Source organism: Vibrio injensis (assembly GCF_001895205.1).
Classification (GTDB): Bacteria; Pseudomonadota; Gammaproteobacteria; order Enterobacterales; family Vibrionaceae; genus Vibrio; species Vibrio injensis.
This window is the reverse complement of record NZ_BDJF01000011.1, coordinates 236,600-263,360: the sequence shown is the minus strand read 5'-3', so window position 1 is coordinate 263,360 and position 26,761 is coordinate 236,600. Positions and strand designations below refer to the sequence as shown.

Here is a 26,761-nt window from a genome sequence, read left to right as displayed (position 1 = left end):
AATTTAACCTCTTTGTGCTAATTGTTGAACCAGTTGAAACGCTTTACCCGAGTTCATCACGTCGATGGCTAACTGGGCGTTCGCTTTGAGATCGTCACGATCAAACAGGCGTAGTAGCAGTGCGACATTCACCGCAACCGCAGCCAGTTGAGCATCGCTACCTTTCCCTGTTAAAAGATGAGTAATAATGGCGCGATTTTCTGCCGGCTCACCCCCTTGAATAGCTGAGAGAGGGTATGAATCGAGGCCAAAATCTTCAGGGGTCAAGGTATATTGAATAATCTCACCATGGCGAATTTCTGCAACTAAAGTTTCACCATGAATAGCGACCTCATCCAGACCGCTGCCATGTACTACGGCAGCACGTTGCAGCCCCATTTGTAACATGGTTTGCGCGATGGGTAGCACGAGCTCAGGGCTGTAAACGCCCATCAGTTGGATCGATGGCCGAGCCGGATTAATCAAAGGCCCTAAGATATTGAAAATGGTGCGTGTTTTCAGAGTTTGACGCACGGGCATCGCATGGCGAACCCCTTTGTGATATTGAGGTGCAAATAAAAAAGCCACGCCTAACTCATCCATGGCTTGACGAGTTTGCTCAGCGCTCATCGCAAGGTTGATACCAAACGAGTCTAACAGATCAGAAGAGCCCGATTTACTGGAAACGCCTCGATTACCGTGCTTGGCGACTTTCACGCCGCAGGCAGCGGCGACAAAAGCGGCAGTGGTGGAAATATTAAAAGTATTCGCACCATCACCACCAGTACCGACGATATCGGCAAAGTCATAGTCTGGACGCGGGAACGGCTCAGCATTAGCAAGCAAAGCTTGCGCCGCGCCAGCGATTTCATCCGGTGTTTCGCCTTTCATTTTTAAGGCGGTTAAGACTGCTGCCATTAAAATGGGGTCAAGTTCACCACGAATGATGACGTCAAATAACTGCTGACTTTCCAATTGTGAAAGTGACTGCTGGGCATACAGTTTATCGATGATATGTTGCATAAAATATCCCTATCAATCTGTGTCTCTAAATGTAGGCGGAGAATCGTGGTTGAACTTATTTGCTCAGCGCCCAATCAATGGCATTGGCAAGCAATGTGGCGCCATAGGTGGTCATGATCGACTCAGGATGAAACTGAAAACCACAAATTTTGTCCTGCTCATGAACAATCGACATCACCAAACCGTCTACTTGTGCTGTGATGGTTAAACACTCAGGGATTTGGGTTGCGACCAGTGAGTGATAACGGGCGATAGCCATCGGTGAGGGTAACTGGCCATAAATCGCGTGACGCTGATGTTCCATCATTGACACTTTGCCATGTACGATTTCACCGGCACCAGCAACGGTGCCACCATAGGCTTCAATAATCGCTTGATGGCCAAGGCAAATGCCAATGATCGGCACTTTACCTTTTAAGCGCTGTAATAGCTCAGGCATACAACCCGCGGCAGATGGCGCACCAGGTCCTGGTGATAACACCAGCAAAGGATTATCCAGTTGCGTGATGGCGTGTTCAATGGTTTGCGCCGCAATGTGGTTACGATAAATGGTCACTTGATGACCTAAGGTACGAAATTGATCGACCAAATTGTAGGTAAATGAGTCAAAGTTATCGACAAACAAAATATTCGCCATGGGGTTACTCCTGATGCGCGGATTGAATCGCCGCTATCACGGCTTGAGCTTTACTACGTGTTTCATCGGCTTCAGATTGCGGATCAGAGTCATAAACAACGCCGGCCCCTGCTTGTACTTGTGCGATGCCATTTTCCACATACGCTGAACGGATGACGATGCAGGTGTCTAAGTCACCTTCTCCGGTTAAATAACCCACCGCACCGCCATAGCTGCCACGTCTGGTTTTTTCTACTTCACGGATAATTTGCATGGCACGGATCTTCGGTGCCCCCGTTAATGTGCCCATGTTCATACAAGCTTGATAAGCGTGTAGGGCATCGAGATCACGACGTAACTGACCAACAACGCGAGAGACCAAATGCATCACATGGCTGTAGCGGTCAACTTTTAATAAATCAGCTACGTGACGGCTACCAGCTTCGGCAATGCGCGCCACATCATTTCTTGCCAGATCAACCAGCATCATGTGTTCCGCGTTCTCTTTGCTATCAGCGCGCAGTTCAAGTTCGATACGGCTATCTAAATCATAATCAAGGGATCCATCGGCGCGTTTACCGCGGCGGCGGGTGCCGGCGATCGGATAAATTTCTACTTGGTTAGTCTCTGTGGCGTATTTCAAGGCACTTTCTGGTGAAGCACCAAACAGAGTGAAGTGTGCATCCTGCATGTAAAACATGTACGGACTCGGGTTGTTTTCTTTGAGCTTTTTATACGCGGCCAATGGTGATGGGCAAGGCAATCGAAAGCGGCGAGAGGGAACCACTTGGAAGATATCACCTTGCACAACCAAGGTTTTCAAGTAATCCACTGTGTTGCAGAACTCCGCATCTGAAAGTGTGCTGGTGACATTGATCTCAGCAACGGTTTGCGCTGGCGGCAGCGGTGTTGATTCTGCGCTAAGCCTAGCAATGGTTTGTAAGCGAGTTGTTAAGCGTTGGCGCTGCTCTTGATGGGCGCTAAACAGCGTCGCTTGTAAGCGGCAGTGCTCAGTTTTATGATCAATCACCATTAAGGTTTCAGCGACATAAAACACATAATCTGGGCATTGATCGAGAGCTTCTGCGCTGCCTAAAGGCTCGAAGTTGGCCACTAAGTCATAAGCAAATAAGCCGCCGAGGAAAATTGCATATTTATCTTGTTCACTCAGATCAAAGCTGTGTTGCACCAAGCGCAAGGCATCAAATACACTGGCTTCTTGCAAGCGTGAATCTTCATCTAATTGATCACTGAGCGGAGCAAAGTTCAGAGTTAAGCTATTATTATGGTCTAACTGATGGCAAACGTCAGCAGCAAGGTTATTGCTGAGTAACTCGATCAGTTGTTTGCCGTTATCGGTTAAGGCGAGAAAGGTGACGCTATGACCGACGCAAGTAATGCGCACCGCGGCATCAATCAGTAATAAGCTTTTGACGTCTTGTTTTGACTCAATATCGGCGGATTCAAGTAATAAGCAGTCGGCTTTATTGGCACACAAGGCATGGAATAAACGCGTTGGATCTTGTGTGTAAGGTAAGGTGGCTTTTATCACCTCAAGCTTGCCTAGTTGTTTTATCTCAATGGCTTTATTCATAAAGCCTCCTTGATGAATAGGTTTCTTCCTGCTTTGCATACTCGCATAATCCTGTATTTGACCCAATCGTCGTCTGTTGTATTGCTAGGGTATAGTGAAAGTCAGCGACCGGAGTCAATAAAAAAGCCCGCTCAGTATCGGCGGGCTTTGATTGTGTATTCGATTTAAAAGTACACCGTTGCCCACCAAGAACGTGTCCAAGCGCGCCACCAAGTGAGTTCAGCAGAAGCTGCACTAAAATTGTGATTATGGTTTTGGTTAAATTCTTGTAACATAGGAAGCCTTAATACGGTACTTTTGTATTTGCGTACTAGTTAACTAGTTCGAGAGCAGAAAGTCAAGCCTAAATAACAGGCAATAGATATGAAAATAGATCTCCACAGTCATACCACGGCTTCAGATGGTCGATTTAGCCCTGAGCAATTGATTGACCGCGCGTTAGAATTTAATGTTGATGTATTGGCAATCACCGATCACGATACGATCGACGGTTTAGCTCCAGCTCGAGCTTATATTGACGCTGGGCAACATCCCATCACCTTAATCAACGGTATTGAGTTTTCTACCGTATGGCAAAATAAAGATATTCACATTGTTGGTTTAAATATTGATCCTGAGAACATGGTTTTGACTCAATTAATTGCTGAGCAAAAACAGCATCGCGTTGGACGGGCTGAATTAATCGCTGAGCGACTCGCCAAAGCGACTCGAGATGGTGTGCTCGATGAAGTTAAGCAAATTGCTGGTGATGCGCCGATTACACGTGCTCATTTTGCTAAATGGCTTGTCGATCAAGGCTATGTCAAATCCATGCAGCAGGTGTTTAAGAAATACTTAACCCGTAATAATCCCGGTTATGTACCACCGACTTGGTGCAGTATGAGTGAGGCTATTGACGCGATTCACGCCGCTGGGGGGCAAGCGGTTTTAGCTCATCCTGGGCGATATGACTTGACGGCGAAATGGCTTAAGCGCTTAATTAGCGCATTTGTTGAAGCGGGAGGAGATGCTATGGAAGTCGCTCAGCTTCAACAAGCGCCGCAAGAAAAGCGCACTCTTGGTGATTACGCCATTCATTTTAATTTACTCGCATCGCAAGGCAGTGATTTTCATTACCCCTCTCCGTGGATGGAGCTTGGTCGGAATCTTTGGTTGCCAGCGGGCGTAGCAGCGGTTTGGGAGTCGTGGCAACACCTGCCAAACCAGAGAGTCGTGAGACTCAGCGAAGAGGAATAATCATGAGTCAATTTTTTTATGTTCACCCTGAAAATCCACAAGCGCGTTTGATTAATCAAGCGGTCGCCATTATTCGTAGCGGTGGTGTTATTGTCTATCCCACCGATTCTGGTTATGCGTTGGGTTGTCAATTAGAAAACAAACAGGCCTTAGAGCGGATTTGTCAAATTCGCCGTTTAGATGATAAGCATAACTTCACGCTTTTGTGTCGTGATTTATCGGAGCTGTCGTTATACGCACGGGTAGATAACACAGCGTTTCGTTTGCTCAAAAATAATACGCCAGGGCCTTACACCTTTATTTTTAAAGGGACTAAAGAAGTGCCGCGTCGTTTAATGAATGTTAAACGCAAAACGATTGGCATTCGTGTACCCGATAATAAAATTGCTCTCGATTTATTAGAAGCTTTAGGTGAGCCTTTGATGTCCACTTCATTGATTTTGCCTGGTAAAGAAACAACCGAGTCTGACCCAGAAGAGATTCGCGATCGTTTAGAGCACGTTGTGGATGTGATTCTCAATGGTGGTTACTTAGGAGAGCAACCTACGACGGTGATTGATTTCAGTGAGGACGAAATGGTTGTTGCACGCTTAGGTGCGGGTGACCCAACCCCATTTCAATGATCGTATCAGTCACAAAACGAGTGCTTTTTATTGGATTATTTGCAATAATATTCGACCGCGATTTTAAGATCGCATATTGTCATTCGACGTCTGAGAAGACGACATCATAGGTAGATAAATGAGCGAAAAGTTACAAAAAGTTTTAGCACGTGCTGGTCATGGTTCTCGTCGAGAGCTTGAAGCTCTGATCCGAGCTGGACGTGTAAGTGTTAATGGCAAGGTAGCTATACTCGGTGAACGTCTAGAAGATGAAAGCGCCGTAGTACGTATTGATGGGCATGCCGTTTCTGCTAAAGCACCAGAAGAAGTGATCTGTCGTGTGCTGGCTTACTATAAACCGGAAGGTGAGTTGTGTACTCGTCACGATCCGGAAGGCCGTCGTACCGTGTTTGATCGTTTGCCAAAAATTCGTGGCTCACGCTGGATTTCAGTTGGGCGTCTTGATGCCAATACCTCTGGTTTATTGCTGTTCACTACTGATGGTGAACTGGCTAACCGTTTGATGCACCCAAGTCGTCAGGTTGAACGTGAATACTTAGTGCGGGTTTTTGGTGAAATCAATGAAGAAAAAATTCGTAACTTAGTGCGCGGTGTGCAGCTTGAAGACGGCATGGCTCGTTTTGAAGATGTGATGTATGCGGGTGGTGAAGGGATGAACCATACCTTCTATGTGGTGATTAACGAGGGACGTAACCGTGAAGTGCGTCGTTTGTGGGAATCGCAAGGAACCACCGTCAGTCGTTTGAAACGCGTTCGTTATGGCGATATTTTCTTAGATAAGAAATTACCACGTGGCGGTTGGGCGGAGTTGGATCTTAAGCAAGTTAACTACTTACGTGATTTAGTAGAACTGCGTCCAGAAAAAGAAACCATGCTGGATGAATCGAAAGATAATACATCACGCAAACGTGAGCGTTCACGTAGCCAGAAGATCCGTCGAGCGGTGAAACGTCATGAAGAGCGAATCACGACCACTACCGCTAAACCGAAAAGCCGAGTAACTAACGGGACAACGACAGGTGGTTCGACAGGTAATGCACCTGCACGTGGTCGCCGAAAGCCGGGTTCAAGTACCCGTAATAGCGCACAAGAGCAGAGTAGCCGTCAAGGTACTCGGGCGCCGAACGGTAAAGCGAAAGCGCCACGTCGCCAAGGTTAAGTCTACTTATTGTTATTCGGTCGCTGGCTTGATAATAAAAGTCGCCAATCCAGATACAGTTAAATATAAAAATCCCGAGCAATGCTCGGGATTTTTATAGTAATGAAGATGATTATTGTACAGGTTTGGCTGAATATTGATGATAGTCAAGTACAATGCCGTTATCGTTAATGTCGATGATAAACTGAGTAACCGTGTTACTCGTTGCACCATGCATTAACTCTTCAGGAAGCTCTTCGTCACTGAATTCTGCTGCTAATCGCATTGCTTCCATAAAACGTGGCATATTAACATCAAACTGAAACAGTCCTTTAGACGTTAATGGTTGTTTTAAGATAGCTTCTGCGGAGGTTGCTGATTGGGCGCCAGAATACAGAGCAAGGTGTTTATCATTAAGACGAGCAAATAACGGTGTTTGTATACCCGTTTCAGCACTCACCAGTGTCGACAGATCCATTGGCTCACCATTGGCTTCAAGCGCCAAGTGTGCTAATTCGGGTACGAACATTTGAGCACTGAGTAAGAGGTTTTCAGGTTGATTTGCTGAAAGAGTGAAGAGAAAATCGAGTTTATCCAATTGTGGGCCAAAAGGATGTTCTGTATCTAAGGACAGATCATTCAGCGCAAAATGCATACCTTTTACACTGCCAAGCATACTTGCTCCTAGACTTAGCATTGCTGCTGGATTTTCATCGCCTAAACTCTGTTGAAAATCAGCCAAAAACTCACAAGAGTAGCTTGGTTGGCGTAGGTCATTCCAAATACTACCAACAGAAGTGGCTAATTTTGAAATATCTAAACCAAGGCCGATAGAAAAAATACGCTCTTGAGGATCGGTCACTTCAGGTAAAAAGCCACGTATTGCTTTGAGTGCATTAATGATCACTTGGTTATGGCTTTCAATGACCAATTTACCCTTGATCGCCGCTTGCCCATTATGCATGCTATATTCAGCAAGCCCGACAGTGCGTGGCCAGTTACGGCCAATGGCTGCTAACTCTGCTTGACAATTGGGGTGACGAAGCTCATCAAGAAATGGTTCAGAGGTTTGTTGTTGCAATGCCTCTAGTTGACGAGCAATACGGTTACTTCCTGGTTGAGTGAGGCCTTGGATAATCGCTTGATGATCTAAGTCGGCATAGTTGCTGTATTGTTTTCCATACTTAGTTTTTAGCTTACTAAAACGATCGCTTTGCGCAAAAGAGAGCTGAGGTTTTTCAATGCCCAACGCTAATTTAAGCGGATTTTCTTCACCTAACATGGGAATATCAAGCGTAAAGGTAGCGATTTTATTGTCGACCGCAATGATCAGATCAATATCTTCATCCCCTTCTTCAGTGAGTCGATAACGACGATAATTGACCTCACCTAACTGACCTGTTTGGTAGGTGGCTCCAGTTTCTTGTTCAACTTGTGAGATGGTTCGCCAAAACGTATCACTGTTTTCGAGCTGAATTTTGTATACAGGAATTAAGCCTAAGGTATACATGATAGGCTGAATGCTATCTGGTGTGCCGAGGTAGTTTTTCAGTGTTTGTTTATCGACCGCACTTTGTAAATAACCATCAAGATAATCAATAATAAACGCTTGTTCTGCAGTGAACTCTCTATCATCAAAATAGTCGTATAAACTCTCTTGGGCATAACCGAAAGCATGTAAGTATTGATAATGATCGTACTCTTCGGTAGTGAAAGAGACAAAAGCCGATTCGGCTGGAATAAGTGTTAATAAAGGATCGAGATCAGTATTGGCTTTAGAATCAAGATGGTAAAAATAGCCACCCGCCGCTGCCGTGGCAGTAATTGCCGCGGCAAGAATCAGTTTTTTCACTGTCAACTCCGTTGTGTCCCTACGATGAATCGTCAATAAACCGAGATTAAAGAGGGCTTAGTTATGATTGAAATAAGTCGCCCTACGTTATGTAGGGCGAGAATAAAAACCATATAATATAGTAATAACTATGCTATTCAATACGTTGTTTATTGATTAGTTATAAAGTTTGTTGCAGTTGGAAGTATCGACCTTGTTGAGCGAGTAGTTGGTTATGATGGCCTTGCTCTACAATTTCTCCTTGATCAATCAGGCAAATCGTGTCCATCGATTCAAGATCAACCAAGCGATGAGTGATAAAAATAACCGTTTTATCCGCGAAATGAGATTGCAGTAGCGCCATAATTTGTTGTTCAGTTTGTTTATCTAAACCTTCAGTCGGCTCATCAAGCAGCAAAATTTTTCCATTATGAAGCAGTGCTCTCGCGATACCAATCCGGCGCTTTTCACCACCGGAGAGCTGACGTCCACCATCACCAAGCCAAGTATCTAGCCCTGGACCATCCAATAATTTTTCCAGTCCGACTTGATGAAGTCGCTGTTGTAATTCTTCGTCAGTAACATCAGGTTTAGCCATCAGAAGATTATCGCGCAAACTTCCGTTTAGAATATCCACTCGTTGACTAACGACACTTATGGCCCGGCGTAAATCGCTCTCTTGCCAATTTTGCAAGCGAGTGCCACCAATAGAGATTTCTCCTTGCGATGGATCCCAATAACGACACAGCAACTGAATGAGTGTTGATTTCCCCGATCCAGTTTGACCGACAATCGCCACTTTTTTTCCAGCTGGGATGGCTAGATTAATTTGATTAACCACAGTTTTCGTGGTGTCAGGATAAGCGAAGCTGACGCCATTAAATTGGATATCCAATTGCTCAGAATGCTGAGTCGATGACAATGGAAAAACAACCTCGGGCTCACTCAGGATGACTTCGTTCAAGCGACGGGCGGAGGTTAGGGTTTGACCTAAATATTGAAATGCACCAGCAATCGGCATCAGTAATTCAAAGCTGGCCATGGTTGCAAAGGCCATTAAGGCAATCATCGGATCGGGAGCCTGACCATTGACGCCATCTGCCGCTAACCAAAGCATGAGTAGCAATGCCCAGCCGTTAGCGAGAAGCAAGAGGGCTTGCGCAAGTCCGGTGTAATGGGTATTGATCTTTTGGTTATATAACAGCTTGTCTTGGGCTGTGAAAATCGCGCTACGGTAGCGCTGTTCAGCATTAAAAATAACCAGTTCACTATAGCCTTGCAGCCAGTCTAGAGTCGCAATACGCATCTGTGCTTTATGTTCTGTTAGTGCTTGACCATTTCGTTTACCGAGCAGGTAAAACAGCGGCGGCCAAACGAGCAGTAACGTCAGTAAGATAGCGCCTAACGTTAACCCTAAGCTCATATCAAACCAGCAAAGTAGGGCGGTTAATGCACCAATACCAAAAACACCAACGGTTACAGGGTTAATCAGTCTTAGGTAGACATGATCCATCGCGTTAATATCAGCGACTAAGCGATTGAGCAAATCCGCATCACGCAGATTATTGATTCGTCCCGGAATTAAGGGGGCTAATTTAGTAAAAAAGAATACGCGAAGATCGGTCAATAGCTTAAAGGTGGCATTATGGCTAACCACTCGCTCACCCCAACGTCCAGCAGTACGCTGCATGGCAAATCCGCGGACAAAAGCCCCAGGTAGCATATAGTTGAACGTTTCTCTGGCAATGGTTAATCCTGCTACCGCTGCCGCCGATAAAAACCATCCAGATAGAGTCAGTAAGCCAATAGACGCACACACTGTAAAAAAGGCCAATAACATACCCAGTGATAAGCCAAACCAATGTTTTTTATACAGTTTGAGATAAGGTAATAATTCACGCATCTAAATTCCCCTTATCGGCATCTTTTCTGGTTTGGTTTGCACTAAGCAGGCGAGAAAAGAGTCCCGGTTGTTGACTGAGTTGATGAAAATCACCCCGTTGAACGATCTGCCCTTCTTGCATCACTAAGATCTGATCGACAGAGCGTAGAGGTTCGAGTTGATGAGTCACAAACAGCGCTGTTTTGTCACTAATTTGTTGCGTTAAGCTACGCATCACTAGCTGCTCACTTTGTGCATCTAAGCTAGCGGTCGGCTCATCTAAGAGCCAGAATTTACCGTTTTGTAACATTGCTCTAGCCAGTGCTAAGCGTTGAGCTTGACCAACCGATAAGCCACCAGATCGATCACTAATGGGGTAATCCAGTCCATGTGAGGTGACAAACTCACGAGCAAAGGCATCATCCAGCACTTGATTTAACTGTTTATCGTCAACGCTTTCTTTACCCAAAGTGACATTGTCACGAATGGTTCCGTGAACTAAAAGCGGGTTTTGTCCAATCCAACTGATCAAGGCTCGCCAAGAGGCATGGTCGATTTGACTTAATTCTGTACCATTGATGGTTAAACTACCTTGATAGGGCATAAAGCCGAGCAGGGCATTGACTAGGCTGGTTTTACCCGCGCCACTGGGCCCCACTAACGCCGTGGTTTGACCATGGGCTAATTGAAAAGAGATCGGGCCAACGAGGGTTTTGCCTTCTAGACTTAATACCGATAAATCTTTGGCAATAATCTCGATAGAAGAGGGATTGTCCATAACCTGATGACCCGATTGGACTTGTTTGATATCAATGCTTAAGAAATCCACCATACTTTCAGCAGCCGCAATCGCCTGTTGTTTCGCATGATAAAAGGTACCTAAATCACGTAGAGGCTGGTAAAACTCTGGTGCAAGGATCAAAATAAATAATCCAGCAAATAGAGTCACGCCAGTACCGTAATATCCAAAATTGAGCTCGCCAATAAAGCTAAAGCCAAAATAAACCGCGGTGATAGCAATCGAGACCGATGCAAAAAATTCTAATACTGCAGAGGATAAGAAGGCAATACGTAAGATATCCATAGTTCGTTTACGAAACACTTCCGAAGCGCCAAGCATTTGCTCAGTTTCTGCTTGAGTACGATCAAATAAACGGATCGTCGTCATGGCCTGTAAACGATCATAAAAATGACCGGACAATCGTTGCAGCGCTTTAAAATTTTTCTTGCCTGCATCAGCGGCTTTCATGCCCACTAAAGCCATAAATAGCGGAATAAGCGGAGCGGTGATCAAGAAAATTAATCCTGCTGCCCAGTTGACAGGGAATACCACCACTAAAATGATAAAAGGGATCAATACAGCCAAAGCCATTTGTGGTAAGTAACGAGCAAAAAAGTCATGCATTTCTTCGACTTGTTCGAGCGTTAAGGTTGCCCATGCACCGGCAGGTTTACCTTTAATGTAGGCGGGACCTAAATCACGAAGTTTATTAAAGATCAGTTGCCGAATGTAGGTTCTGATCTCTTGGCCTGCACGAAATCCAGCCATTTCTCTCGCCCATGAGCAGCCTGCACGCAGTGCAATGGTCATGGCCAGTAAGCCGAAATGTGTGATTAACGTTTGTTTATCTACTTGCTCGATGATTAGCTGATGAAGAATGCTGGCGATCAAGGCGGCTTGCCCAAGCAAGAGCAAGCTAGAAATCACGCCTAACCCTATAGCAAGCATTAACCAGCGTTTGGCCAGTTTGCTTTGCTGCTTGAGCCAAAGATTGAGGCTGCGTTGCTTTTTCTTATCCATTTTAAAGGCTTATTGATCATTATTATGAAAGGTAAGTCGGCTAGTATACAAAAGAAAACCCAACGGATATACCGTTGGGTTAGTCAGTTGTCACACAAGAGGCACAATCGATGGTTATTTATTTGCTATTGAGGCTATCAAGGTAGCGCTCAGCATCGAGTGCGGCCATACAACCTGTACCAGCCGAAGTGATGGCTTGACGATAGTTATGATCCATCACATCTCCTGCAGCGAAAACTCCAGGTACGCTCGTTTGGGTTGCATTACCTTCTAAGCCAGATTGAACCCAAATATAGCCATCTTTCATATCAAGTTGACCTTGGAAGATGTCGGTATTGGGTTGATGACCGATAGCAATGAAAACTCCCATGACATCGAGTTGTTCGGTTTGATCAGACTGAGTATCTTTTAAACGAACCCCGGTCACGCCCATCTCATCGCCAAGCACTTCATCTAACGTGCGATTAGTATGTAGGACAATATTACCGTTGTTGACTTTATCCATTAAACAGTCAATGAGAATCTTCTCTGAGCGGAAAGTGTCTCGACGATGAATAAGGTGAACTTCAGAAGCGATATTGGCAAGATACAAGGCTTCTTCGACAGCGGTGTTACCACCACCGACTACCGCTACTTTTTGATTACGATAAAAGAAACCATCGCAAGTTGCACAAGCAGAAACCCCTCGGCCTTTAAACGCTTCTTCAGAAGGTAGGCCTAAGTATTTTGCTGAAGCCCCCGTTGAAATAATTAGCGTGTCACAGGTGTATTCTTGGCTATCGCCTTTTAAGCGGAAAGGACGCTGAGAAAAATCAACCTGATTAATATGGTCAAATACAATTTCAGTTTCAAAGCGCTCTGCGTGTTGCTTCATCCGCTCCATTAAATTGGGTCCCGTTAACCCTTCTGGATCGCCTGGCCAGTTTTCAACGTCGGTAGTGGTGGTAAGCTGACCACCTTGTTGCATTCCTGTGACTAACACAGGGTTTAGGTTTGCCCGCGCTGCATAAACGGCAGCGGTGTAGCCAGCTGGGCCTGAGCCTAAAATAAGTAGTTTACAATGCTTTACATCGCTCATGATGACTCCGCTGTGAGTTCTAAAAAGTTAATCGATTGTAAGGAATAATGTTCGGGATGGAAAGGCATATATCCTGTCCGAATTTGCAGCAGCAGTGTAGATGATTTACCTTCTCTGCTACTGCAAGCCATTCAAGCCTGGTTATGGTATGACAACGGAATCTGCTTGATGACCGAGTTTTTTCCATTGGCGGTATAACATAAAACCAACCAATAAAGATAAACAGACGTTGGATATTGGAACCGCAAGCCATACGCCATTTAAACCAAAGAAATGGGGTAAAACTAACAAAAAAGGAATCTGAATCATCATATTACTCATAGTGATAAACGTCGCTTTATTGCCTAGTCCTAAGGACTGGAACCACGTTGCGGTGAGAATCAGAAATCCGTCTAAAAACATGGCACATAAAAACAACCGCATTGCCCATGTGGTGGTGGTGAGCAGCGCTTCATCTCCCTGAGCAATAAAAAATTGCGCAAAGAAACTGGGTGACCATTGAATTGCTAGAACCAGAAAAATACCGCTGCCTAGGGTAAATGCGCTAGCAATTTTAAACGTTGCTTTGACGCGTTGTTTAAGATTGGCACCGTAGTAAAAGCTGGTCAGAGGCTGCATGCCTCCTGCTGTACCTTCAGCCATCAGATAATAAAAAGTCAGTAGATAACCAGCAATACTATAAGCAGCAACATGGATGGCTTGACCATGTTTGAGCAGCAGCATGTTGTGTAGCACAATAGAAAAACTGATGTACATATACATCAACATGCTCGACAAGCCAGTTTTTAGAATGTCGAACATCGCTTTACCTTGCCAGTGAAAAGCTTGCTTTGAGATCGGCAGTTGGCTGCGACGGCTTAGTAGATAGTTTAAACAGATCATGACTGAGATCAGCTCACCCAACAAAGTGGCAATCGCGGCCCCTTGCAATCCAAAACGGAGATAACCAATAAAGAGCGCATCTAAGGCAATATTACTGATCGCACCAATTCCCATTGCGAGTGTGGCTAAACGTGGGGCTCCGGCGTTGCGTACTAATAGAGGTAAAGCAATGCTGGCTAATACAATTGGAGCGCCTGCCATCATCCAATATAAATAGTCGGCTCCTTGAGAGTAAGCGCCACCCGTTGCGCCTTGAAAATGCAAAAATGTGGGACTTAGAAAGTGCAGTGTGATCCCGAGCGGTAAACCGACGCCGATCAGCAGTAATAGGCCGTGAATCAAATAATTAGTCGCTTGCGAGATATCGCCTGCGCCCATTTTTAGCGACGTATGAGCGCCAGCACCCATGCCAATCATCATACCAAAGGCGAGTAATACGCCCACAAATGGCCACGCTAAGCTAATTGCGGCTAATCCATCGGCACCGATAAAGTGGCCAACAAAAATACCATCAACAATTTGATAGGTGCCACTGACCATCAGAGCGGCAATCGATGGTAACGTGTAGTGCCAAAACGCTTTACCGACTGAAGTGCGCTGTAAATTTATCATGTTGTTTCTCAATTAATAAGGACGAGAGGCCAGTTGAGGTGGATCCATGTCCCCAAGGTCTAAATCACGACAAGCTTTGACTAATAACTGTTCCAGTAGTTTTAGTTCATCGCTGGTTAAGGTTTGTTTAAAGTGTGATAGCGCAGGTTGATAAACATCTTGTTCATAATCTCGCATGGCTAACATTTTGGCGCTAGGGAAAAGTCGTTGCGCTCGGGCATCTTCAGGACAAGGTTCGCGAATAATGTAACCTTGCTTTTTTAACTTGTTAACCATGGTACTGGCGGAAGCTTTACTCACTTTCATCTGCTCGGCCAATTCGGTCAAACGTATACCCTGTTCGGCGTGAGTGAGCAGGGTATATAGATATTGTAACTCGCTGCTTGTTAAATCTAGATTACCATTTTGTTTCGCGTATTCACGCCAGTGGTGCCATAAATGCCATTCTAAATGTTGTAAACAATGTCTTAAATCCACGATGTTACTCCTCACTTTAATTTAGTTAGTCTAACTAACTAAGTGGGGAATGCAAGAGAATTAAAGCTCAGTTGTGTATGTACAAATTCTGGGTATGGCATGGGGAGTACATCAGTATGCAGAATGGATCGATTAAAGCTCGCTATTATTCTTTAAGGTAATGTATTTATTGAACTTTTTATTTTTTTAGACAGTCGGTCTAAAATTTAGCCCTTGAGAGGAATGGATTTAGATTTTATATCTAATATAAGTTTAAATTATGGTTTTTTATATCTTATTTCTTTCCATGGTTGGAATTTGTGGGCTGCCTGGCTTGAATAAAGCCTATTTCTCCGTATTCTTTATGTAAATGAAGTGTTAATGAAAAGTATTTCGCATGTGTTTTCATTAAGGAGTCAATAATGTTATCTGCACATGAAACAACCTTACAAATTACTCATTTAAGTCCAGAGGCTACACGCCAATTAGCGCCATCGTTTGCCACGCTGCCCCATACTGAGCATGCAGACGGTAAATATCGCTTGCGTCGTTATTCGGTGATTCAGTATCGAGATGGTCAAGTGGTTTCTCTTGGAAAAAATGAGTTTGTGCAAAGTGAGGACATTAACCATTTTCAAGGGGATATTGTTCGTCAGTTTGAGCCTATTCTTGCCGAGACTCTAAATAGTGAGGGAATGCGAGAGGTATGCGAGTTATTTATGCAGGCAAATGAGTTACCGAATGGGCAAGAGATAGAGATTCACCAAATTCGAGTCACGGCGATTTATGATGAAACTCAAGTGGCTCCAGAAGGGGTTCATCAAGATGGTTTTGATCATATCGCTTTAGTCAGTATTGACCGCCACAACATCGTGGGTGGCGATATTATGCTTTATAACGACTGCCATGAAGCGCCATTTTTCCGTAAAGTGCTTGATAATGGCGAGGTGGCTATACTGGCAGACAGTAAGTTATGGCACAACGCGAGTCCCATTCGCTCGGTGGATCACACTCAAGAAGGGCATATGGATGTTTTTGTTCTAACCGCTAAGGATGGTCGCCATGAGCTTCACTCCTGAACAAGCACGGGTGCAGTTTTCTGCTTTAAGTCAGACCCATCACGGTAGGCCGGTTTATTTCTTTGATGGCCCTGGTGGTTCTCAGGTGCCTCGCTCGGTGCTGCAAGCGATGACGGATTATCTGGGGCACTTTAATTCTAATCTTGGTGGTCACTTTTTTTCGAGTCAGCGGACAACGGATCTCACGTTACAAGCAAGAGAATCGGCCCAAGCGCTACTCAATGCTGAATCGTCGGGCAACATTATCTTTGGTGCTAATATGACCTCCTTGACGTTTCAACTCAGTCGAGCCATCAGTCGAGAATGGCAAGTTGGGGATGAAGTGGTTGTTACGGCCTTGGATCATTATTCTAACGTATCGAGCTGGGAGCAGGCCGCACAAGATAAAGGCGCACTGATTCATCAAGCGCGGATCAACCCTGAAAACGGTACGCTGGATGTTGATCATCTTTTAAGCCTGATTAATAGCAAAACTACTTTAGTCGCCCTGACGTATGCTTCGAATACGACAGGTTCAATCGTCGATGTCAAAAGGGTTGTCAAGGCCGCTCATGCGGTAGGGGCTCAAGTGTACGTGGATGCTGTCCATTATGCGCCGCATCATTTGATTGATGTCCAAGATTTGGAGTGTGATTTCTTAGCGTGTTCGGCGTATAAATTTTTCGGGCCCCACATCGGTATTGCCTATATCCACTCTCAATGGTTACACAGTTTGCAACCTTATAAAGTGGAGCCAGCAACGAATATTGGTCCCGGCCGATTTGAAACGGGAACGCAGAGTTTTGAAAGCTTAGCAGGCTTAGTGGCTGCGATTGATTATTTGGCTCAATGGGGAGAAAGCGGTGCACCTTTACGTCAGCGTTTGGCGCAGAGTTTTGCTCAATTTAATCAACATGAGCAGAAGTTGAGTGGTTATTTTCTTAGTAAGTTACAACAATTACCGCAAGTTCAACTCTATGGTCGATGGGAAGCAGACAGCGATAAGCGTACCCCGACGTTTGCGATTCGTATCGCTGATCATTCACCAGAATGGATAGCCAAGACGTTAGGCGAACAAAATATTTGTGTCTGGAATGGGCATTTTTATGCGCTGGGATTGATTCGTCAACTGGGGTTAGAAGCGAAAGGTGGGGTAGTGCGAATTGGTTTAATGCATTACAACACCGTTGAAGAAATCGATCAGCTTTTTAACGTATTGGCGCCATTGGTTGAGCCAGTATCGCTCGTCGAGTAACGCCGTCAGTCGCCATCGGGCAAACTTGTTTGCTCGATGGCTCGTTGGATTATTTCCGATATTATTCGTTGTAACTTACTTCTACTTCGTAAGCGGTGTATTTGCGAATGTTGATGACCCCGCTATCAAAAATCAGATATTGACCTTTAATACCTTGTAACACACCACTAACTAACGGCTGCTTATCAAAATTATGAGAGGTGATTTTGACTGGATGTTGTTCAACTGGATAACGAATTTCGGTGCCGTTCTCGTCCAACTCAATCACTGCATCGGCTCCAAATTGCTGCCTTAACTCTGCAATTTTTGAGGTTAATAATGGTGTTAATTTTGCGGCATGTTCGGCTAAAGGCAAAGGTTCTCCATCTCCTTTGAGCAGTGTTCGCCAGTTGGTTTTATCCGCGATATGCTTAGCCAGTTCGACTTCGAGTAAGCCTGAAATGTGTCGAGTTTTGACTTTATAGAGTGGTAATCCTTGAGTAGCGCCTTGATCTATCCAGCGTGTCGGAATTTGATTATGGCGAGTGATGCCGACTTTTAAGCTTGAGGTGTTGGACAGATAGACATAGTGATCGACCATACAGTGAGTTTGTGCCCATTCAGGTTCACGGCAGGTGCCTTGTTCAAAATGGCAGGTCTCTGGTTTCATGATGCACATATCGCAACTAGCAAGCTTCTTCATGCATACAAAGCAATGACCTTGAGAGTAACTTTTTTTGGTCTTTCTGCCGCATGAATTGCAAAAAATATTACCCGTATGATGAAGTGTCAGCGTTTTGCCGATCAGCGGATTAAGGTTGACCAAATGCTCGCCAACGGGAAGTTGGTAATGAACCGTTTGATGATGTTGAGCACGCATTTTTTGTAATACGCCGCGTATAGTTAAAGACATGACATCGCTCTTTTGTGTGTTGTTATCCCTTACTGACCGACACTTACGTTATTTATGGCCAAGTTAATCAACGGATTATTGAGATCCGTAAGCCAGAGCTTAGGTTATTAACGATGTGTTTTCGGTCGTTTGGGTTTGGAATTATAGGCTTATTATTGAGTCCAATCAGACTCATCGACAGTGTTCTCGCTTAGTGTACCACTATCACGAGATTCAGACAGGATAGGTTCTTTTGGGCCGAGGAATCTCGGTTGCGTATCGAGTAAATAGAGATCTAAAACGGCTTTACTTCTCGCGAAGACTTCACGTAAACGTACTTTATACCCCAGATGATTTTTAGGACCCGGCACCGCTAAACAGGTGGCATTAATGTCGTGATGTTGAGCGATAAAGAGCGCGCGTTCACAATGGAAACGTTGAGTGACAATCAAGAAATCGTCGGTATCAAAGATGCGTTTCGCTCGGACAATCGAATCTAAAGTACGAAAGCCAGCATAATCGAGATAGATCTGCTCATCGGGCACGCCCGCTTTGAGTAAATCACGCTTCATCGTCCAAGGTTCGTTATAAGATCGATGAGCGTTATCGCCACTCAGTAGAAAATAGTCGGTCTTGTCGAGTTGATAGAGCTCAACTGCCGCCTCAATACGGTGTAGATAATAATCGTTTAAGGTTCTGCCAAGGTATTTGCTGGTTCCTAAGACAACAGCGACATCAAACTTGGGTAATTTATTGATATCACTAATAATATATTGTTGTGTCTGCCAGCTTACCCAGCGGTCAATGGAAAAAATGACGGTCACTGCAATTAAGACAAGCAGTATCAGCAAAGCCACGCCGCGAAGAAACCAACGTAAAAGCGTTTTCAGTCGGCGAATCATTAAATTTGTCGGTTTTTTTGTGCCCATAAACCTATCACAATAAAACTGATCATGATGATACTAAACATCATGCCTCGCTCTAAGTTGGCCAGTGTGCGAGTTAAGTAAGGGCTGGCTTTGACAATCAGTAAACCATAGCCAAACGCATTGACGATAATAAAGACTAAAGTGCGGATAATAAAATGCTGGTTACGCATCAGGCGGCGTAGTAAGGCATTAACTTCTCCACCCAGCATCACCAACCAGCAGGCGATCAGCGCCATCGAGATTTCAGCGAGATAGGGGGCTAGATACTGACCGGCTGGGGCCAAAAAACTCATCATATCGGTACTCTAGTGATTAAAGCCTCGAAGCTGCTAACGTTGCACGACAAAACAGCGCAAACATTAACAGCTCCTATTAACGCTTTGTTCAACGGGACGGATTAAAAAGCGGTACGTTTGTAACGACGATAAGCAGGTTGCCAGAAATGCTGTTCAATGGCAACGTCCAAAGCTTCATCCGTAATTTCTAACGCAACACCTTGTTCTATCGCTTTTTTAGCAACAGCAAAGGCAATTTTCTTCGAGACAGAATGAATCGATTCTAGCGGAGGAAGAAGCGGCCCGTGACCATTAATCGCCAATGGTGAACAGAGTGATAAGGCTCGGCTCGATTCCATTAACATCTCATCGGTCACTCGTTTCGCTCCTACGGCGAGTACGCCTAAGCCAATCCCGGGGAAGATATAGCTGTTATTACACTGGGCAATCGCGTACGTCTTACCATCATGGATGACGGGAGCAAACGGGCTACCAGTGGCGACTAATGCTTCACCATTGGTCCAGTGAATAATATCGGCAGGCGTCGCTTCAACTCGACTCGTCGGATTAGAGAGGGGAAAAATAATCGGTCGAGGGCAATGCGCATGCATTTCTTTGATCACTTCCTCACTGAACAGACCCGGAGCACCTGAAACACCCACCAATACTGTTGGTTTGGCATGACGTACTACATCGACCAATGAGTAACCATTGCCTTCAGAAGTCCAATCTTGAGTATTGTCTTTTTTCTGTACTAGGCGCTGTTGGAAATCAAGCAGATTCGGCATCCCTTCTTCTAACAGACCCCAACGATCGACCATGTAAACTTGTGAACGAGCTTGAGCATCAGAGATCCCTTCTGAGACCATCTGGGCAATAATCGCTTCGGCAATACCACAGCCAGCGGAGCCTGCACCTAAGAAGGTAATCCGTTGTTGTGATAATTGGCTACCAGCCGCTTTACACGCCGCCAGTAGCGAACCTACGGTGACCGCCGCGGTGCCTTGAATATCATCATTAAAGCAGCAAATGCGATTTTTGTAGCGTTCCAGCAGTGGCATGGCATTTTTTTGCGCAAAATCTTCAAATTGAATCAAAGCATCTGGCCAACGATGTTGTACCGCTTGGATAAAATCTTCGACAAAGTTATCGTATTCGGCTCCGGTGATCCGAGGATGACGCCAGCCCATGTACATCGGGTCTGCTAAGCGTTGTGGATTATTGGTACCGACATCCAATACGATAGGTAAGGTATAGGCCGGGCTGATTCCGCCACAAGCCGTGTAAAGTGATAATTTACCGATTGGAATGCCCATACCCCCAATCCCTTGGTCGCCAAGGCCAAGAATACGCTCACCATCGGTCACCACGATCACTTTAACGTTATGGTTTGCAGCGTTATTAAGCAGATCGTCGATACGATCTCGGTTAGCGTAAGAGATAAATAGCCCACGGCCACGGCGATAAATATTGGAGAAGTTTTCGCAGGCGGCGCCAACCGTTGGAGTGTAAATGATTGGCATCATCTCAGAGATATGATTTTGCACTAAACGGTAGAAGAGGGTTTCGTTTGTGTCTTGAATATTGCGCAGATAAATATGCTTATCCATATCACTTTCAAAGCTACAATATTGTTGGTAGGCGCGAACGACTTGTTCTTGAATCGTTTCTGTTGATTCTGGAAGTAAGCCTTCCAAGTTAAAAGATGCACGCTCTTCGGCACTAAAGGCACTGCCTTTGTTCAATAAAGGGGTGCTAAGTAGCGCTGGACCAGCATAAGGAATATAAAGCGGACGTTTATCGTTATTCATTTGGTGCCTATGTAGGGTAGGTGGGAACAGATGGTTAAAAATGATAGCGGCTTATCAGCTAAGTTGTAAATAGATAAGCCTTTACCTTTAAGTGATTATTTTCATTATAGACTCAATTGAAGTTTAAATCGGTCACCTTCGACCACTTTTGATTAGTAACCTTCTGTTGACGTGATAAATACTAAGAAGAAACATAGTGGGTTAAGGTTGTTTGTATCTTGTTAAAAGATTGGTGGTTTATATTCCAGTTAGGTGGGAATCCTTCGCATAAAAGATTGTTTTTATATATCGTATTGCTATATAAGTATTCCTGCATAATAGTAAGCGCGCTAGGATAGATTTTTACATTGAGGTAAACATGCAACAATCACAACGAGTTTCTGTCGTGTTTGATTATGCGAGCTTTTTAGGTGCATCGTGTACGAAACGATGGAATTTTTCTGAAATATTAGCCTCTTTTGCTCCCATCTTTGGTACTGTCTGGCAAGATACGGTTAAACAGAGTAAAACCCACGAAGAGCGGTTATGGGATTTGGCGTTCAGTACCTTATCTAGCCGTAGAAGTGATGAAGCCAATCTCATCGCATTGCTCAAGTTAGCAAAATCAGAAGGGATAGAAGAGCTCAAACTGATCATGCCTTATGCATTGGAACCAGCTCAGATATCGTTGATCGAGAAAAGTGCTGAGGTTGTACTGCAGCCTGTTCAAGGGGATGAATTTTTGGTGATCATTACCCCATCTTCACCTACGATTTAACCTTTCTATCATTATCTGCACTCATCAATTCGATGATGAGTGCAGATAAAATGAGATTAAACAATCAAATCATAGTGTTCACGTAATATAGCGATGATCTCTTGTTTTGGGTTGCTGCTCAGCTTGATGGGGTGTCCAACAATTTTTTCTGCAATACTTAAATACGTGCGTGAAATATCCATCAACGTTTCTACTGGGAGTGCGTTATTTTTTGCCAACGCTTCGCGTTCTACCATGCGTTCTTTGTTGAGTAAAATATCTGGGTCGGGGAAGTAACTAAGTAAGAATTGACGGAAATCTTCTTTTGAATTTTCGACAATTTGTCCTTGCTGATAATATTTAGCATCCCAAATACGTGAAGAATCAGGCGTGCCGACTTCATCCATATAAATCAGTTTTTCTTGTCCGTTGGCATCTTTTACATAACCAAACTCAAACTTGGTATCGACAAACAGTTGTCCGATATTTTTTAGTGCTTCATTAATAACGTTAAAACCTTGCTTAAGCAGTGTTTCGTAAAGATCGATATCAGCAGGGTTGGTGAAGTTAAATGCAGTAAAATTCTGTTCGATGTCGTGTCGAGTGATGTTAACGTCATCGGCTTCAGGAACACCAGGGATCCCAGTTAAAATGCCTTTGGTTGATGGCGTGATCAAAAGTTCAGGGAGTAGGCTATCTTTTTTCAATCCATCAGGAAGGGCAATGCCACAAAATTCGCGTTCACCTTTAGCGTAAGCACGCCACATCGAACCAGTGATGTATTGGCGGCAGATCGCTTCGATTTTAATCGGTTTGGCTTTTTGTACAATCCATACTAAAGGATGGGGAATATCGACGATGTGGCTATCGGCTAACCCTTGTTGTTTGAAAAGGCTAAACCAATGGTTAGAAATAGCATTGAGCGCAGCGCCTTTACCTGGAACGCCTTTTAATCCTCCTTCGGCATGCCAAATACAATCGAAAGCAGAGATACGGTCACTGATCACCATAATCGCCAGTGGCGCATCTTTGGCAATCGGATAACCTTTTTCTTGGATCAATCGCTGGCTGTCTTGTTCAGTGAGCCAGTAAACCGAGCGGACTTTACCGCTGTGTACAGGCTGGTGAGTACGAATGGGGAGGTCGTCATTGACGGCAAGAACTTGATCAGCAAGGCTCATGAAACATTCCTATCTGGATTAAACAGCGTTGACAAGAAAGACCCTTTGGTCTGCAAACCGAACATTGGGTCTTGTTTATTGCACGCATCATACCAGAATTATTTTCTGTCGCCAGATAAAAAGCAAACGTTTGCTTTGCTGGGGTATCGATAAACTCTGTGTCTGTTTTAAGTATGGTGACTAATGGAAGATCGGTGAGGTTTCATTCAGGAAAAAAACTTCACATTGGTGCAGCTTTGCCATCTGTTGTAAACGACGCTGATTAACCTTATCGATATTTGCCGAGGCAACAATGGCACTGGCATTACCCGATTTAATGGCTTTGATCACTGTGTCTATTTCAGAGTCGGAGTGTGAAGCCTTCATATGAATAATTTTATGACACTGAATCCGGTGCATACTTAATTGTTGATAGCGAGGACGTGGACATTGTGCCGTATAGAGAATCCATTGGCGTTGTTCGGATAACTGCGCCAAACGAGATAATATAGGATGATTGAGTCGTGGCACGCAGTGGCGATTGACCGAGCAAGAGTCATAAATAGTATCTGAATAATGGAAGGTCGTGTTAAGCATAATACTGTCCTCATATACATGCTGTATGAATATACAGTAATCTGAGTATGGATATTGATCAAGCAATAATTGTGTTTGTTTTTTGTCCATCATTGGTATTTAGCTAGGACTTTTATCCTAGATGATTGATAAATAAGCGGTTGTTTTTTGAACGAGAGAGTAAGCCAAAGATGTGAATTTGTGATCAAATTGGCAGTTTATGAAAGGAGGAGAGAGAACAAGCAAAAATGTTATGGAACAAAAAAGCGCCCTGATGGCGCTTTAGGATTAGGACGCTTGGTGTATTTGTCGTTCACGGAAGGCAAGTTCATCAAGGTTGAATAATCTGACGTCCATTTTTGCCAGATCATGACAATTTGGACAAGAATAATGCGCTTTACCATCAATATATTCATGCTTGGTTAATTGGTTTGACAGTTTGCACCAATCGCACACACCGCTCACAGTAAACATCACTTTTGCCACCTTATTCTGTTTGGTGTTTAATCTGTGCAGATTATCGCACATGCTTAGTAATTAAGTTAAGTATCTGTTACTGAGTTTGCGATGCTAATCGTTTGCTTAGTGATTTATTTAGAAGGGGTTGCGATATGGTTGTTATAAATACTAACCTTTGTTTAACTTTTGAGTAATGATTTTTATTGCGCCGTTCAGGCGTTTCATCTCTTCTTCGCTGCCTTGCAGATCGGGATGATAGATCTTACTCAACTGCTTATAGCGCTGTTTGATGGTTTTTTCATCGGGTAATCGATGAGGGTGGAAACCGAGTAACGCACAGGCCAAAGAAAAAGTCTGATCGTGTTGATGATGGGTTTGCTGCTGTTGTTGTTTTTTAAACTCTTGATAGAGTTTATCAAGTTGACGTTTTTGTTGTTTAATGACGGCGGCTTGTTGTTGAAGTTGCTCTTTTTGCTCCAGATTCAATTGTTCAGCTTGATGCTGTTGTTTGGTTTTGATTGAACGGTAGAGAGACAAGATGCCCATAATTAACAATAGGCCAATTAAAACGAATAAAAAATCGCTCATCAACGACATCGTATGATCTTGAGTCTGGCGTTCTTGTAACGCCTTATCTTCGTCCTCGTTCCTTAAATCGTCCTGTTGCGCTTGTATTTCGAGATTTTGTAAGGCAATTAATTGATTGGCTCGGCGTTGATTGAATCGTTGTTGTAATAGCTCATTGTAGCGCTGTTCACCTAACGGATGACGATCGGCAATACTGTGATACCAAATTTCCGCCATGATCAAGGATTGCGGAATATATTCTCCTTGCTGATATAAACGCCCAATCGCTAAAGCGGCTTCAGCATCACCTAAGGTGGCTGATTTTGTATACCAAAGTAGGGCCTGAGTTGGATCAACAGGGTGGCCTAGCCCTTGTAAATAAGCGTCGGCTAGCGATGTCATAGCGGGTTGATAGCCGCGCTCCGCTGCTTGTAGAAACCAGTAGTAGGCTTGATCTGGCTGCTGCGTTTGTTGATAACTTAATGCTAATTGAAATTGTGCTTCAGGATTACCTAAACGAGCTTGTTGGCGAACTTCGTTGGTTTGTGCGACAAGAGGTGATGAACACACCAAGGTGAAGAACAGCAGTAACCAGGGTGATAAAAGGTGCATGCTTAGCGTGTCCTAATGAGTTGAAGGTGGAGTAACAGCATCGCCAGTAATAAGAAAAAGGCCCAATGATAGGCCTTTTAAGTATACTCTTGTTCACTCAACTTGCCTTGTTGAAGGTTTATTTTAGCGGCAAAATTTGAATGTCTACCCTGCGGTTACAAGCACGGCCTTCCACGGTACTGTTAGTACAAATTGGGAAGCGAGAACCATTGCCTCGCGCAATAGCGCGTCCCGGAGCGACACCTTGCGACAATAAGAAGCTGCGTACTGACTCAGCACGACGTTCTGATAGCACTTGGTTAGTGGTATCCCCACCAGTACTATCGGTATGTCCATCAATCACTAAACTTGTGTCTGGATATTCAACAAGAATTTTGGCTACACCGCGTAGTGTACGATGAATACTTGAGTCGAGCTGATAAGAGTTGGTTTGGAAACCGATGCCGTTTTCCATACGCAATAAAAGTTGGTTGTCGCCGACACGTTGAACTTGTACGCCTGAATGAAGTAACTCTTCTCGTAAAGCGGCTTCTTGTTGATCAAAATAGTAACCGACGCCACCCCCGACAGCGGCTCCACCCGTCGCACCAATTAAAGCGCGTTGACGACGCTGCTTCGCGTTATCTCCGGTAGCCAAACCTGCTGCCGCACCCGCTACGGCACCAATTAATGCTCCACGAGTGGCGGCATTCGTTTCTGTTTCGCCTGTTGTAGCATTTTGCCTTTGTGTAGCCGCACAGCCAGATAATGTGATGACCAATGCCATCGCCAAAGTAATTTTTTTCAATGTTTTCTCTCCGTGTTGGCAGTATGAGTTTATTTCCGCTTATTGGCTACGCTATGTGTAGTTTATAGCCTTAAACTTTTTAAGTTTGGTTGGAATTAGCCTGAAATAAACAAAACTTATCGAATAAAGTCAATCCATTGATCTAAATTTTACATTCGCATCACTTAACTGAGCGTTATAGACACAAGGTTATTTAAGTCGTTTTGGCGCTTGTGCACCATCAATCGGTCTATTAACGGAAACTTTACGGCCTTTTTTGAGCCCGACTTCATAATCTGCGGTGATGTTCTTCATCGCATCACGTAGCTGTTGCTTAAAGGTTTCTCGATCAATATTCTCGAATTCTTTATCAATGTAGCTATTGATTTTATTCATTGAGTTTTCATCGGGGGTGATAATGGGCAGTTTTTCCAGTGCACCTTCAATCCAACCTGATAAGAAAGAATTAACCCTTCGGGTCACTTCGCTACTTGATGTGCCACTGCCTGCAAAGCTGTTACGAAATTGTCCGGTATGTTCATTCATTTCACGGTAAACAATATCAAAGGCAAAAGCAGCAAAAATAGCGCGATCGGCTTCTCCGATAAATTCAACACGCTTCAAACCCTTATGGTTAATCAATACCGCTTCAACGCCAAACTTAGTATTGATACCACGAATAACGCGTAAAATGGCTGAACTGATTGAAGCGGGAAGTAAATGAGTCGATTGGGTTTTCCCCATCTTAATAAATTCAATATCGTCTTTATCAAGACCATATTTGAGCATCAATCGATGAGCCATCTTGATAGCATTAGCGGCTTCATTAACGTTGGCTGAATTCCCCAACTCAAGACATTTAGCTATTTTTTTTAACGCTTTTTGTTTATCCATTGAATTATAAAATCGGTTCCGCTGCACTAAGAAAAGTTAGC

26 protein-coding genes and 1 other annotated feature are annotated in these 26,761 nt (G+C 44.2%); of the genes, 6 read left to right on the top strand and 20 right to left on the bottom strand.

What is annotated here, in order from left to right; translation table 11 throughout:
- Positions 1–3 precede the first annotated feature (3 nt).
- The 4 genes from trpD to trpL2 form a co-directional block, all read right to left on the bottom strand.
- A complete protein-coding gene (gene trpD, locus BSR11_RS04525) occupies positions 4–1,002 on the bottom strand; it encodes an anthranilate phosphoribosyltransferase (RefSeq protein WP_004395465.1) in 999 nt (332 codons plus the stop codon).
- A gap of 55 nt (positions 1,003–1,057) precedes the next feature.
- Positions 1,058–1,639: an aminodeoxychorismate/anthranilate synthase component II gene (locus tag BSR11_RS04520; protein WP_072669276.1), complete on the bottom strand. Its 582-nt coding sequence runs from the start codon at positions 1,637–1,639 to the stop codon at positions 1,058–1,060.
- Positions 1,640–1,643: 4 nt separating this feature from the next.
- On the bottom strand, positions 1,644–3,212 hold the full coding sequence (locus BSR11_RS04515; protein ID WP_072669275.1) for an anthranilate synthase component 1: 1,569 nt from the start codon (positions 3,210–3,212) through the stop codon (positions 1,644–1,646).
- 117 nt (positions 3,213–3,329) lie between these two features.
- Positions 3,330–3,430, bottom strand: a sequence feature (Trp leader region).
- Positions 3,377–3,487 (bottom strand): tryptophan operon leader peptide, encoded by a 111-nt coding sequence (gene trpL2, locus BSR11_RS04510; protein ID WP_072669274.1) that lies wholly within the window; start codon positions 3,485–3,487, stop codon positions 3,377–3,379. It overlaps the preceding feature by 54 nt.
- A gap of 88 nt (positions 3,488–3,575) precedes the next feature.
- On the opposite strand from trpL2, the gene rnm reads away from it, so the two are divergent.
- The 3 genes from rnm to rluB all read left to right on the top strand — a co-directional run bounded on the left by rnm (position 3,576) and on the right by rluB (position 6,230).
- Positions 3,576–4,448, top strand: coding sequence for an RNase RNM (rnm, locus tag BSR11_RS04505; protein ID WP_072669273.1), 873 nt, complete (start codon positions 3,576–3,578; stop codon positions 4,446–4,448).
- Positions 4,449–4,450: 2 nt separating this feature from the next.
- Complete coding sequence (locus tag BSR11_RS04500; protein ID WP_072669272.1) at positions 4,451–5,071, top strand: L-threonylcarbamoyladenylate synthase; 621 nt, start codon at positions 4,451–4,453, stop codon at positions 5,069–5,071.
- Between the two features lie 118 nt (positions 5,072–5,189).
- Entirely contained in the window at positions 5,190–6,230 is a 1,041-nt protein-coding gene (rluB, locus tag BSR11_RS04495) for a 23S rRNA pseudouridine(2605) synthase RluB (protein WP_072669271.1), read from the top strand.
- A 112-nt stretch (positions 6,231–6,342) separates the two neighbouring features.
- On the opposite strand, the gene BSR11_RS04490 is transcribed toward rluB, so the two are convergent.
- From BSR11_RS04490 to BSR11_RS04465, 6 genes are all read right to left on the bottom strand, one after another.
- The gene (locus BSR11_RS04490; RefSeq protein WP_083544854.1) at positions 6,343–8,061 is read right to left on the bottom strand and encodes a hypothetical protein; all 1,719 of its coding nucleotides are present in this window, start codon (positions 8,059–8,061) and stop codon (positions 6,343–6,345) included.
- Between the two features lie 160 nt (positions 8,062–8,221).
- Complete coding sequence (gene cydC, locus BSR11_RS04485; protein ID WP_072669269.1) at positions 8,222–9,943, bottom strand: heme ABC transporter ATP-binding protein/permease CydC; 1,722 nt, start codon at positions 9,941–9,943, stop codon at positions 8,222–8,224.
- Entirely contained in the window at positions 9,936–11,723 is a 1,788-nt protein-coding gene (gene cydD, locus BSR11_RS04480; RefSeq protein ID WP_072669268.1) for a heme ABC transporter permease/ATP-binding protein CydD, read from the bottom strand. Before cydD ends, cydC begins: the two co-directional genes overlap by 8 nt.
- A gap of 118 nt (positions 11,724–11,841) precedes the next feature.
- On the bottom strand, positions 11,842–12,801 hold the full coding sequence (gene trxB, locus BSR11_RS04475) for a thioredoxin-disulfide reductase (protein ID WP_072669267.1): 960 nt from the start codon (positions 12,799–12,801) through the stop codon (positions 11,842–11,844).
- A gap of 141 nt (positions 12,802–12,942) precedes the next feature.
- The gene (locus BSR11_RS04470; RefSeq protein WP_072669266.1) at positions 12,943–14,295 is read right to left on the bottom strand and encodes an MATE family efflux transporter; all 1,353 of its coding nucleotides are present in this window, start codon (positions 14,293–14,295) and stop codon (positions 12,943–12,945) included.
- A 12-nt stretch (positions 14,296–14,307) separates the two neighbouring features.
- Positions 14,308–14,772: a MarR family winged helix-turn-helix transcriptional regulator gene (locus BSR11_RS04465; protein ID WP_072669265.1), complete on the bottom strand. Its 465-nt coding sequence runs from the start codon at positions 14,770–14,772 to the stop codon at positions 14,308–14,310.
- A 401-nt stretch (positions 14,773–15,173) separates the two neighbouring features.
- Here BSR11_RS04465 and BSR11_RS04460 point away from each other — a divergent pair, with 401 nt between their 5' ends.
- Positions 15,174–15,830, top strand: coding sequence for a 2OG-Fe dioxygenase family protein (locus BSR11_RS04460; RefSeq protein WP_072669264.1), 657 nt, complete (start codon positions 15,174–15,176; stop codon positions 15,828–15,830).
- Positions 15,814–17,064, top strand: a complete 1,251-nt coding sequence (locus BSR11_RS04455) for a cysteine desulfurase-like protein (protein WP_072669263.1) — start codon at positions 15,814–15,816, stop codon at positions 17,062–17,064. The genes BSR11_RS04460 and BSR11_RS04455 overlap by 17 nt, the downstream gene beginning before the upstream one ends.
- A 61-nt stretch (positions 17,065–17,125) precedes the next feature.
- Here BSR11_RS04455 and BSR11_RS04450 read toward each other — a convergent pair whose 3' ends face one another.
- The 4 genes from BSR11_RS04450 to BSR11_RS04435 all read right to left on the bottom strand — a co-directional run bounded on the left by BSR11_RS04450 (position 17,126) and on the right by BSR11_RS04435 (position 20,950).
- Positions 17,126–17,956, bottom strand: a complete 831-nt coding sequence (locus BSR11_RS04450) for a DUF2797 domain-containing protein (RefSeq protein WP_072669262.1) — start codon at positions 17,954–17,956, stop codon at positions 17,126–17,128.
- 152 nt (positions 17,957–18,108) lie between these two features.
- Positions 18,109–18,864, bottom strand: coding sequence for a SanA/YdcF family protein (locus BSR11_RS04445; RefSeq protein WP_072669261.1), 756 nt, complete (start codon positions 18,862–18,864; stop codon positions 18,109–18,111).
- A complete protein-coding gene (locus tag BSR11_RS04440) occupies positions 18,837–19,160 on the bottom strand; it encodes a DUF3392 domain-containing protein (RefSeq protein WP_072669260.1) in 324 nt (107 codons plus the stop codon). Before BSR11_RS04440 ends, BSR11_RS04445 begins: the two co-directional genes overlap by 28 nt.
- 101 nt (positions 19,161–19,261) lie before the next feature.
- Positions 19,262–20,950 (bottom strand): NAD-dependent malic enzyme, encoded by a 1,689-nt coding sequence (locus tag BSR11_RS04435; protein WP_004395448.1) that lies wholly within the window; start codon positions 20,948–20,950, stop codon positions 19,262–19,264.
- 358 nt (positions 20,951–21,308) lie between these two features.
- Between BSR11_RS04435 and BSR11_RS04430 the strand changes: the two genes are divergently transcribed.
- Positions 21,309–21,707, top strand: coding sequence for a transporter (locus BSR11_RS04430; RefSeq protein WP_072669259.1), 399 nt, complete (start codon positions 21,309–21,311; stop codon positions 21,705–21,707).
- 56 nt (positions 21,708–21,763) lie between these two features.
- On the opposite strand, the gene BSR11_RS04425 is transcribed toward BSR11_RS04430, so the two are convergent.
- The 6 genes from BSR11_RS04425 to BSR11_RS04400 all read right to left on the bottom strand — a co-directional run bounded on the left by BSR11_RS04425 (position 21,764) and on the right by BSR11_RS04400 (position 26,720).
- The gene (locus tag BSR11_RS04425; RefSeq protein WP_072669258.1) at positions 21,764–22,867 is read right to left on the bottom strand and encodes a phosphoribosylaminoimidazolesuccinocarboxamide synthase; all 1,104 of its coding nucleotides are present in this window, start codon (positions 22,865–22,867) and stop codon (positions 21,764–21,766) included.
- Between the two features lie 180 nt (positions 22,868–23,047).
- A complete protein-coding gene (locus BSR11_RS04420) occupies positions 23,048–23,443 on the bottom strand; it encodes a SulA-like leucine-rich domain-containing protein (RefSeq protein ID WP_072669257.1) in 396 nt (131 codons plus the stop codon).
- Positions 23,444–23,710: 267 nt separating this feature from the next.
- Positions 23,711–23,896, bottom strand: a complete 186-nt coding sequence (locus BSR11_RS04415) for a hypothetical protein (protein ID WP_072669256.1) — start codon at positions 23,894–23,896, stop codon at positions 23,711–23,713.
- Positions 23,897–24,049: 153 nt separating this feature from the next.
- On the bottom strand, positions 24,050–25,060 hold the full coding sequence (locus BSR11_RS04410) for a J domain-containing protein (protein WP_072669255.1): 1,011 nt from the start codon (positions 25,058–25,060) through the stop codon (positions 24,050–24,052).
- 118 nt (positions 25,061–25,178) lie between these two features.
- Positions 25,179–25,847, bottom strand: a complete 669-nt coding sequence (locus tag BSR11_RS04405) for a YiaD family glycine zipper/OmpA-like lipoprotein (protein WP_072669254.1) — start codon at positions 25,845–25,847, stop codon at positions 25,179–25,181.
- 189 nt (positions 25,848–26,036) lie between these two features.
- Entirely contained in the window at positions 26,037–26,720 is a 684-nt protein-coding gene (locus tag BSR11_RS04400; protein WP_072669253.1) for a DUF2786 domain-containing protein, read from the bottom strand.
- Between the last annotated feature and the right edge of the window lie 41 nt (positions 26,721–26,761).

Coding starts and splice junctions, on each gene's coding strand:
- trpD (WP_004395465.1), bottom strand. CDS start 1,002: ATGCAACATATCATCGATAAACTGTATGCCCAGCAGTCACTTTCACAA.
- BSR11_RS04520 (WP_072669276.1), bottom strand. CDS start 1,639: ATGGCGAATATTTTGTTTGTCGATAACTTTGACTCATTTACCTACAAT.
- BSR11_RS04515 (WP_072669275.1), bottom strand. CDS start 3,212: ATGAATAAAGCCATTGAGATAAAACAACTAGGCAAGCTTGAGGTGATA.
- trpL2 (WP_072669274.1), bottom strand. CDS start 3,487: ATGTTACAAGAATTTAACCAAAACCATAATCACAATTTTAGTGCAGCT.
- rnm (WP_072669273.1), top strand. CDS start 3,576: ATGAAAATAGATCTCCACAGTCATACCACGGCTTCAGATGGTCGATTT.
- BSR11_RS04500 (WP_072669272.1), top strand. CDS start 4,451: ATGAGTCAATTTTTTTATGTTCACCCTGAAAATCCACAAGCGCGTTTG.
- rluB (WP_072669271.1), top strand. CDS start 5,190: ATGAGCGAAAAGTTACAAAAAGTTTTAGCACGTGCTGGTCATGGTTCT.
- cydC (WP_072669269.1), bottom strand. CDS start 9,943: ATGCGTGAATTATTACCTTATCTCAAACTGTATAAAAAACATTGGTTT.
- cydD (WP_072669268.1), bottom strand. CDS start 11,723: ATGGATAAGAAAAAGCAACGCAGCCTCAATCTTTGGCTCAAGCAGCAA.
- trxB (WP_072669267.1), bottom strand. CDS start 12,801: ATGAGCGATGTAAAGCATTGTAAACTACTTATTTTAGGCTCAGGCCCA.
- BSR11_RS04470 (WP_072669266.1), bottom strand. CDS start 14,295: ATGATAAATTTACAGCGCACTTCAGTCGGTAAAGCGTTTTGGCACTAC.
- BSR11_RS04460 (WP_072669264.1), top strand. CDS start 15,174: ATGTTATCTGCACATGAAACAACCTTACAAATTACTCATTTAAGTCCA.
- BSR11_RS04455 (WP_072669263.1), top strand. CDS start 15,814: ATGAGCTTCACTCCTGAACAAGCACGGGTGCAGTTTTCTGCTTTAAGT.
- BSR11_RS04450 (WP_072669262.1), bottom strand. CDS start 17,956: ATGTCTTTAACTATACGCGGCGTATTACAAAAAATGCGTGCTCAACAT.
- BSR11_RS04445 (WP_072669261.1), bottom strand. CDS start 18,864: ATGGGCACAAAAAAACCGACAAATTTAATGATTCGCCGACTGAAAACG.
- BSR11_RS04440 (WP_072669260.1), bottom strand. CDS start 19,160: ATGATGAGTTTTTTGGCCCCAGCCGGTCAGTATCTAGCCCCCTATCTC.
- BSR11_RS04435 (WP_004395448.1), bottom strand. CDS start 20,950: ATGAATAACGATAAACGTCCGCTTTATATTCCTTATGCTGGTCCAGCG.
- BSR11_RS04430 (WP_072669259.1), top strand. CDS start 21,309: ATGCAACAATCACAACGAGTTTCTGTCGTGTTTGATTATGCGAGCTTT.
- BSR11_RS04425 (WP_072669258.1), bottom strand. CDS start 22,867: ATGAGCCTTGCTGATCAAGTTCTTGCCGTCAATGACGACCTCCCCATT.
- BSR11_RS04420 (WP_072669257.1), bottom strand. CDS start 23,443: ATGCTTAACACGACCTTCCATTATTCAGATACTATTTATGACTCTTGC.
- BSR11_RS04415 (WP_072669256.1), bottom strand. CDS start 23,896: ATGTTTACTGTGAGCGGTGTGTGCGATTGGTGCAAACTGTCAAACCAA.
- BSR11_RS04410 (WP_072669255.1), bottom strand. CDS start 25,060: ATGCACCTTTTATCACCCTGGTTACTGCTGTTCTTCACCTTGGTGTGT.
- BSR11_RS04400 (WP_072669253.1), bottom strand. CDS start 26,720: ATGGATAAACAAAAAGCGTTAAAAAAAATAGCTAAATGTCTTGAGTTG.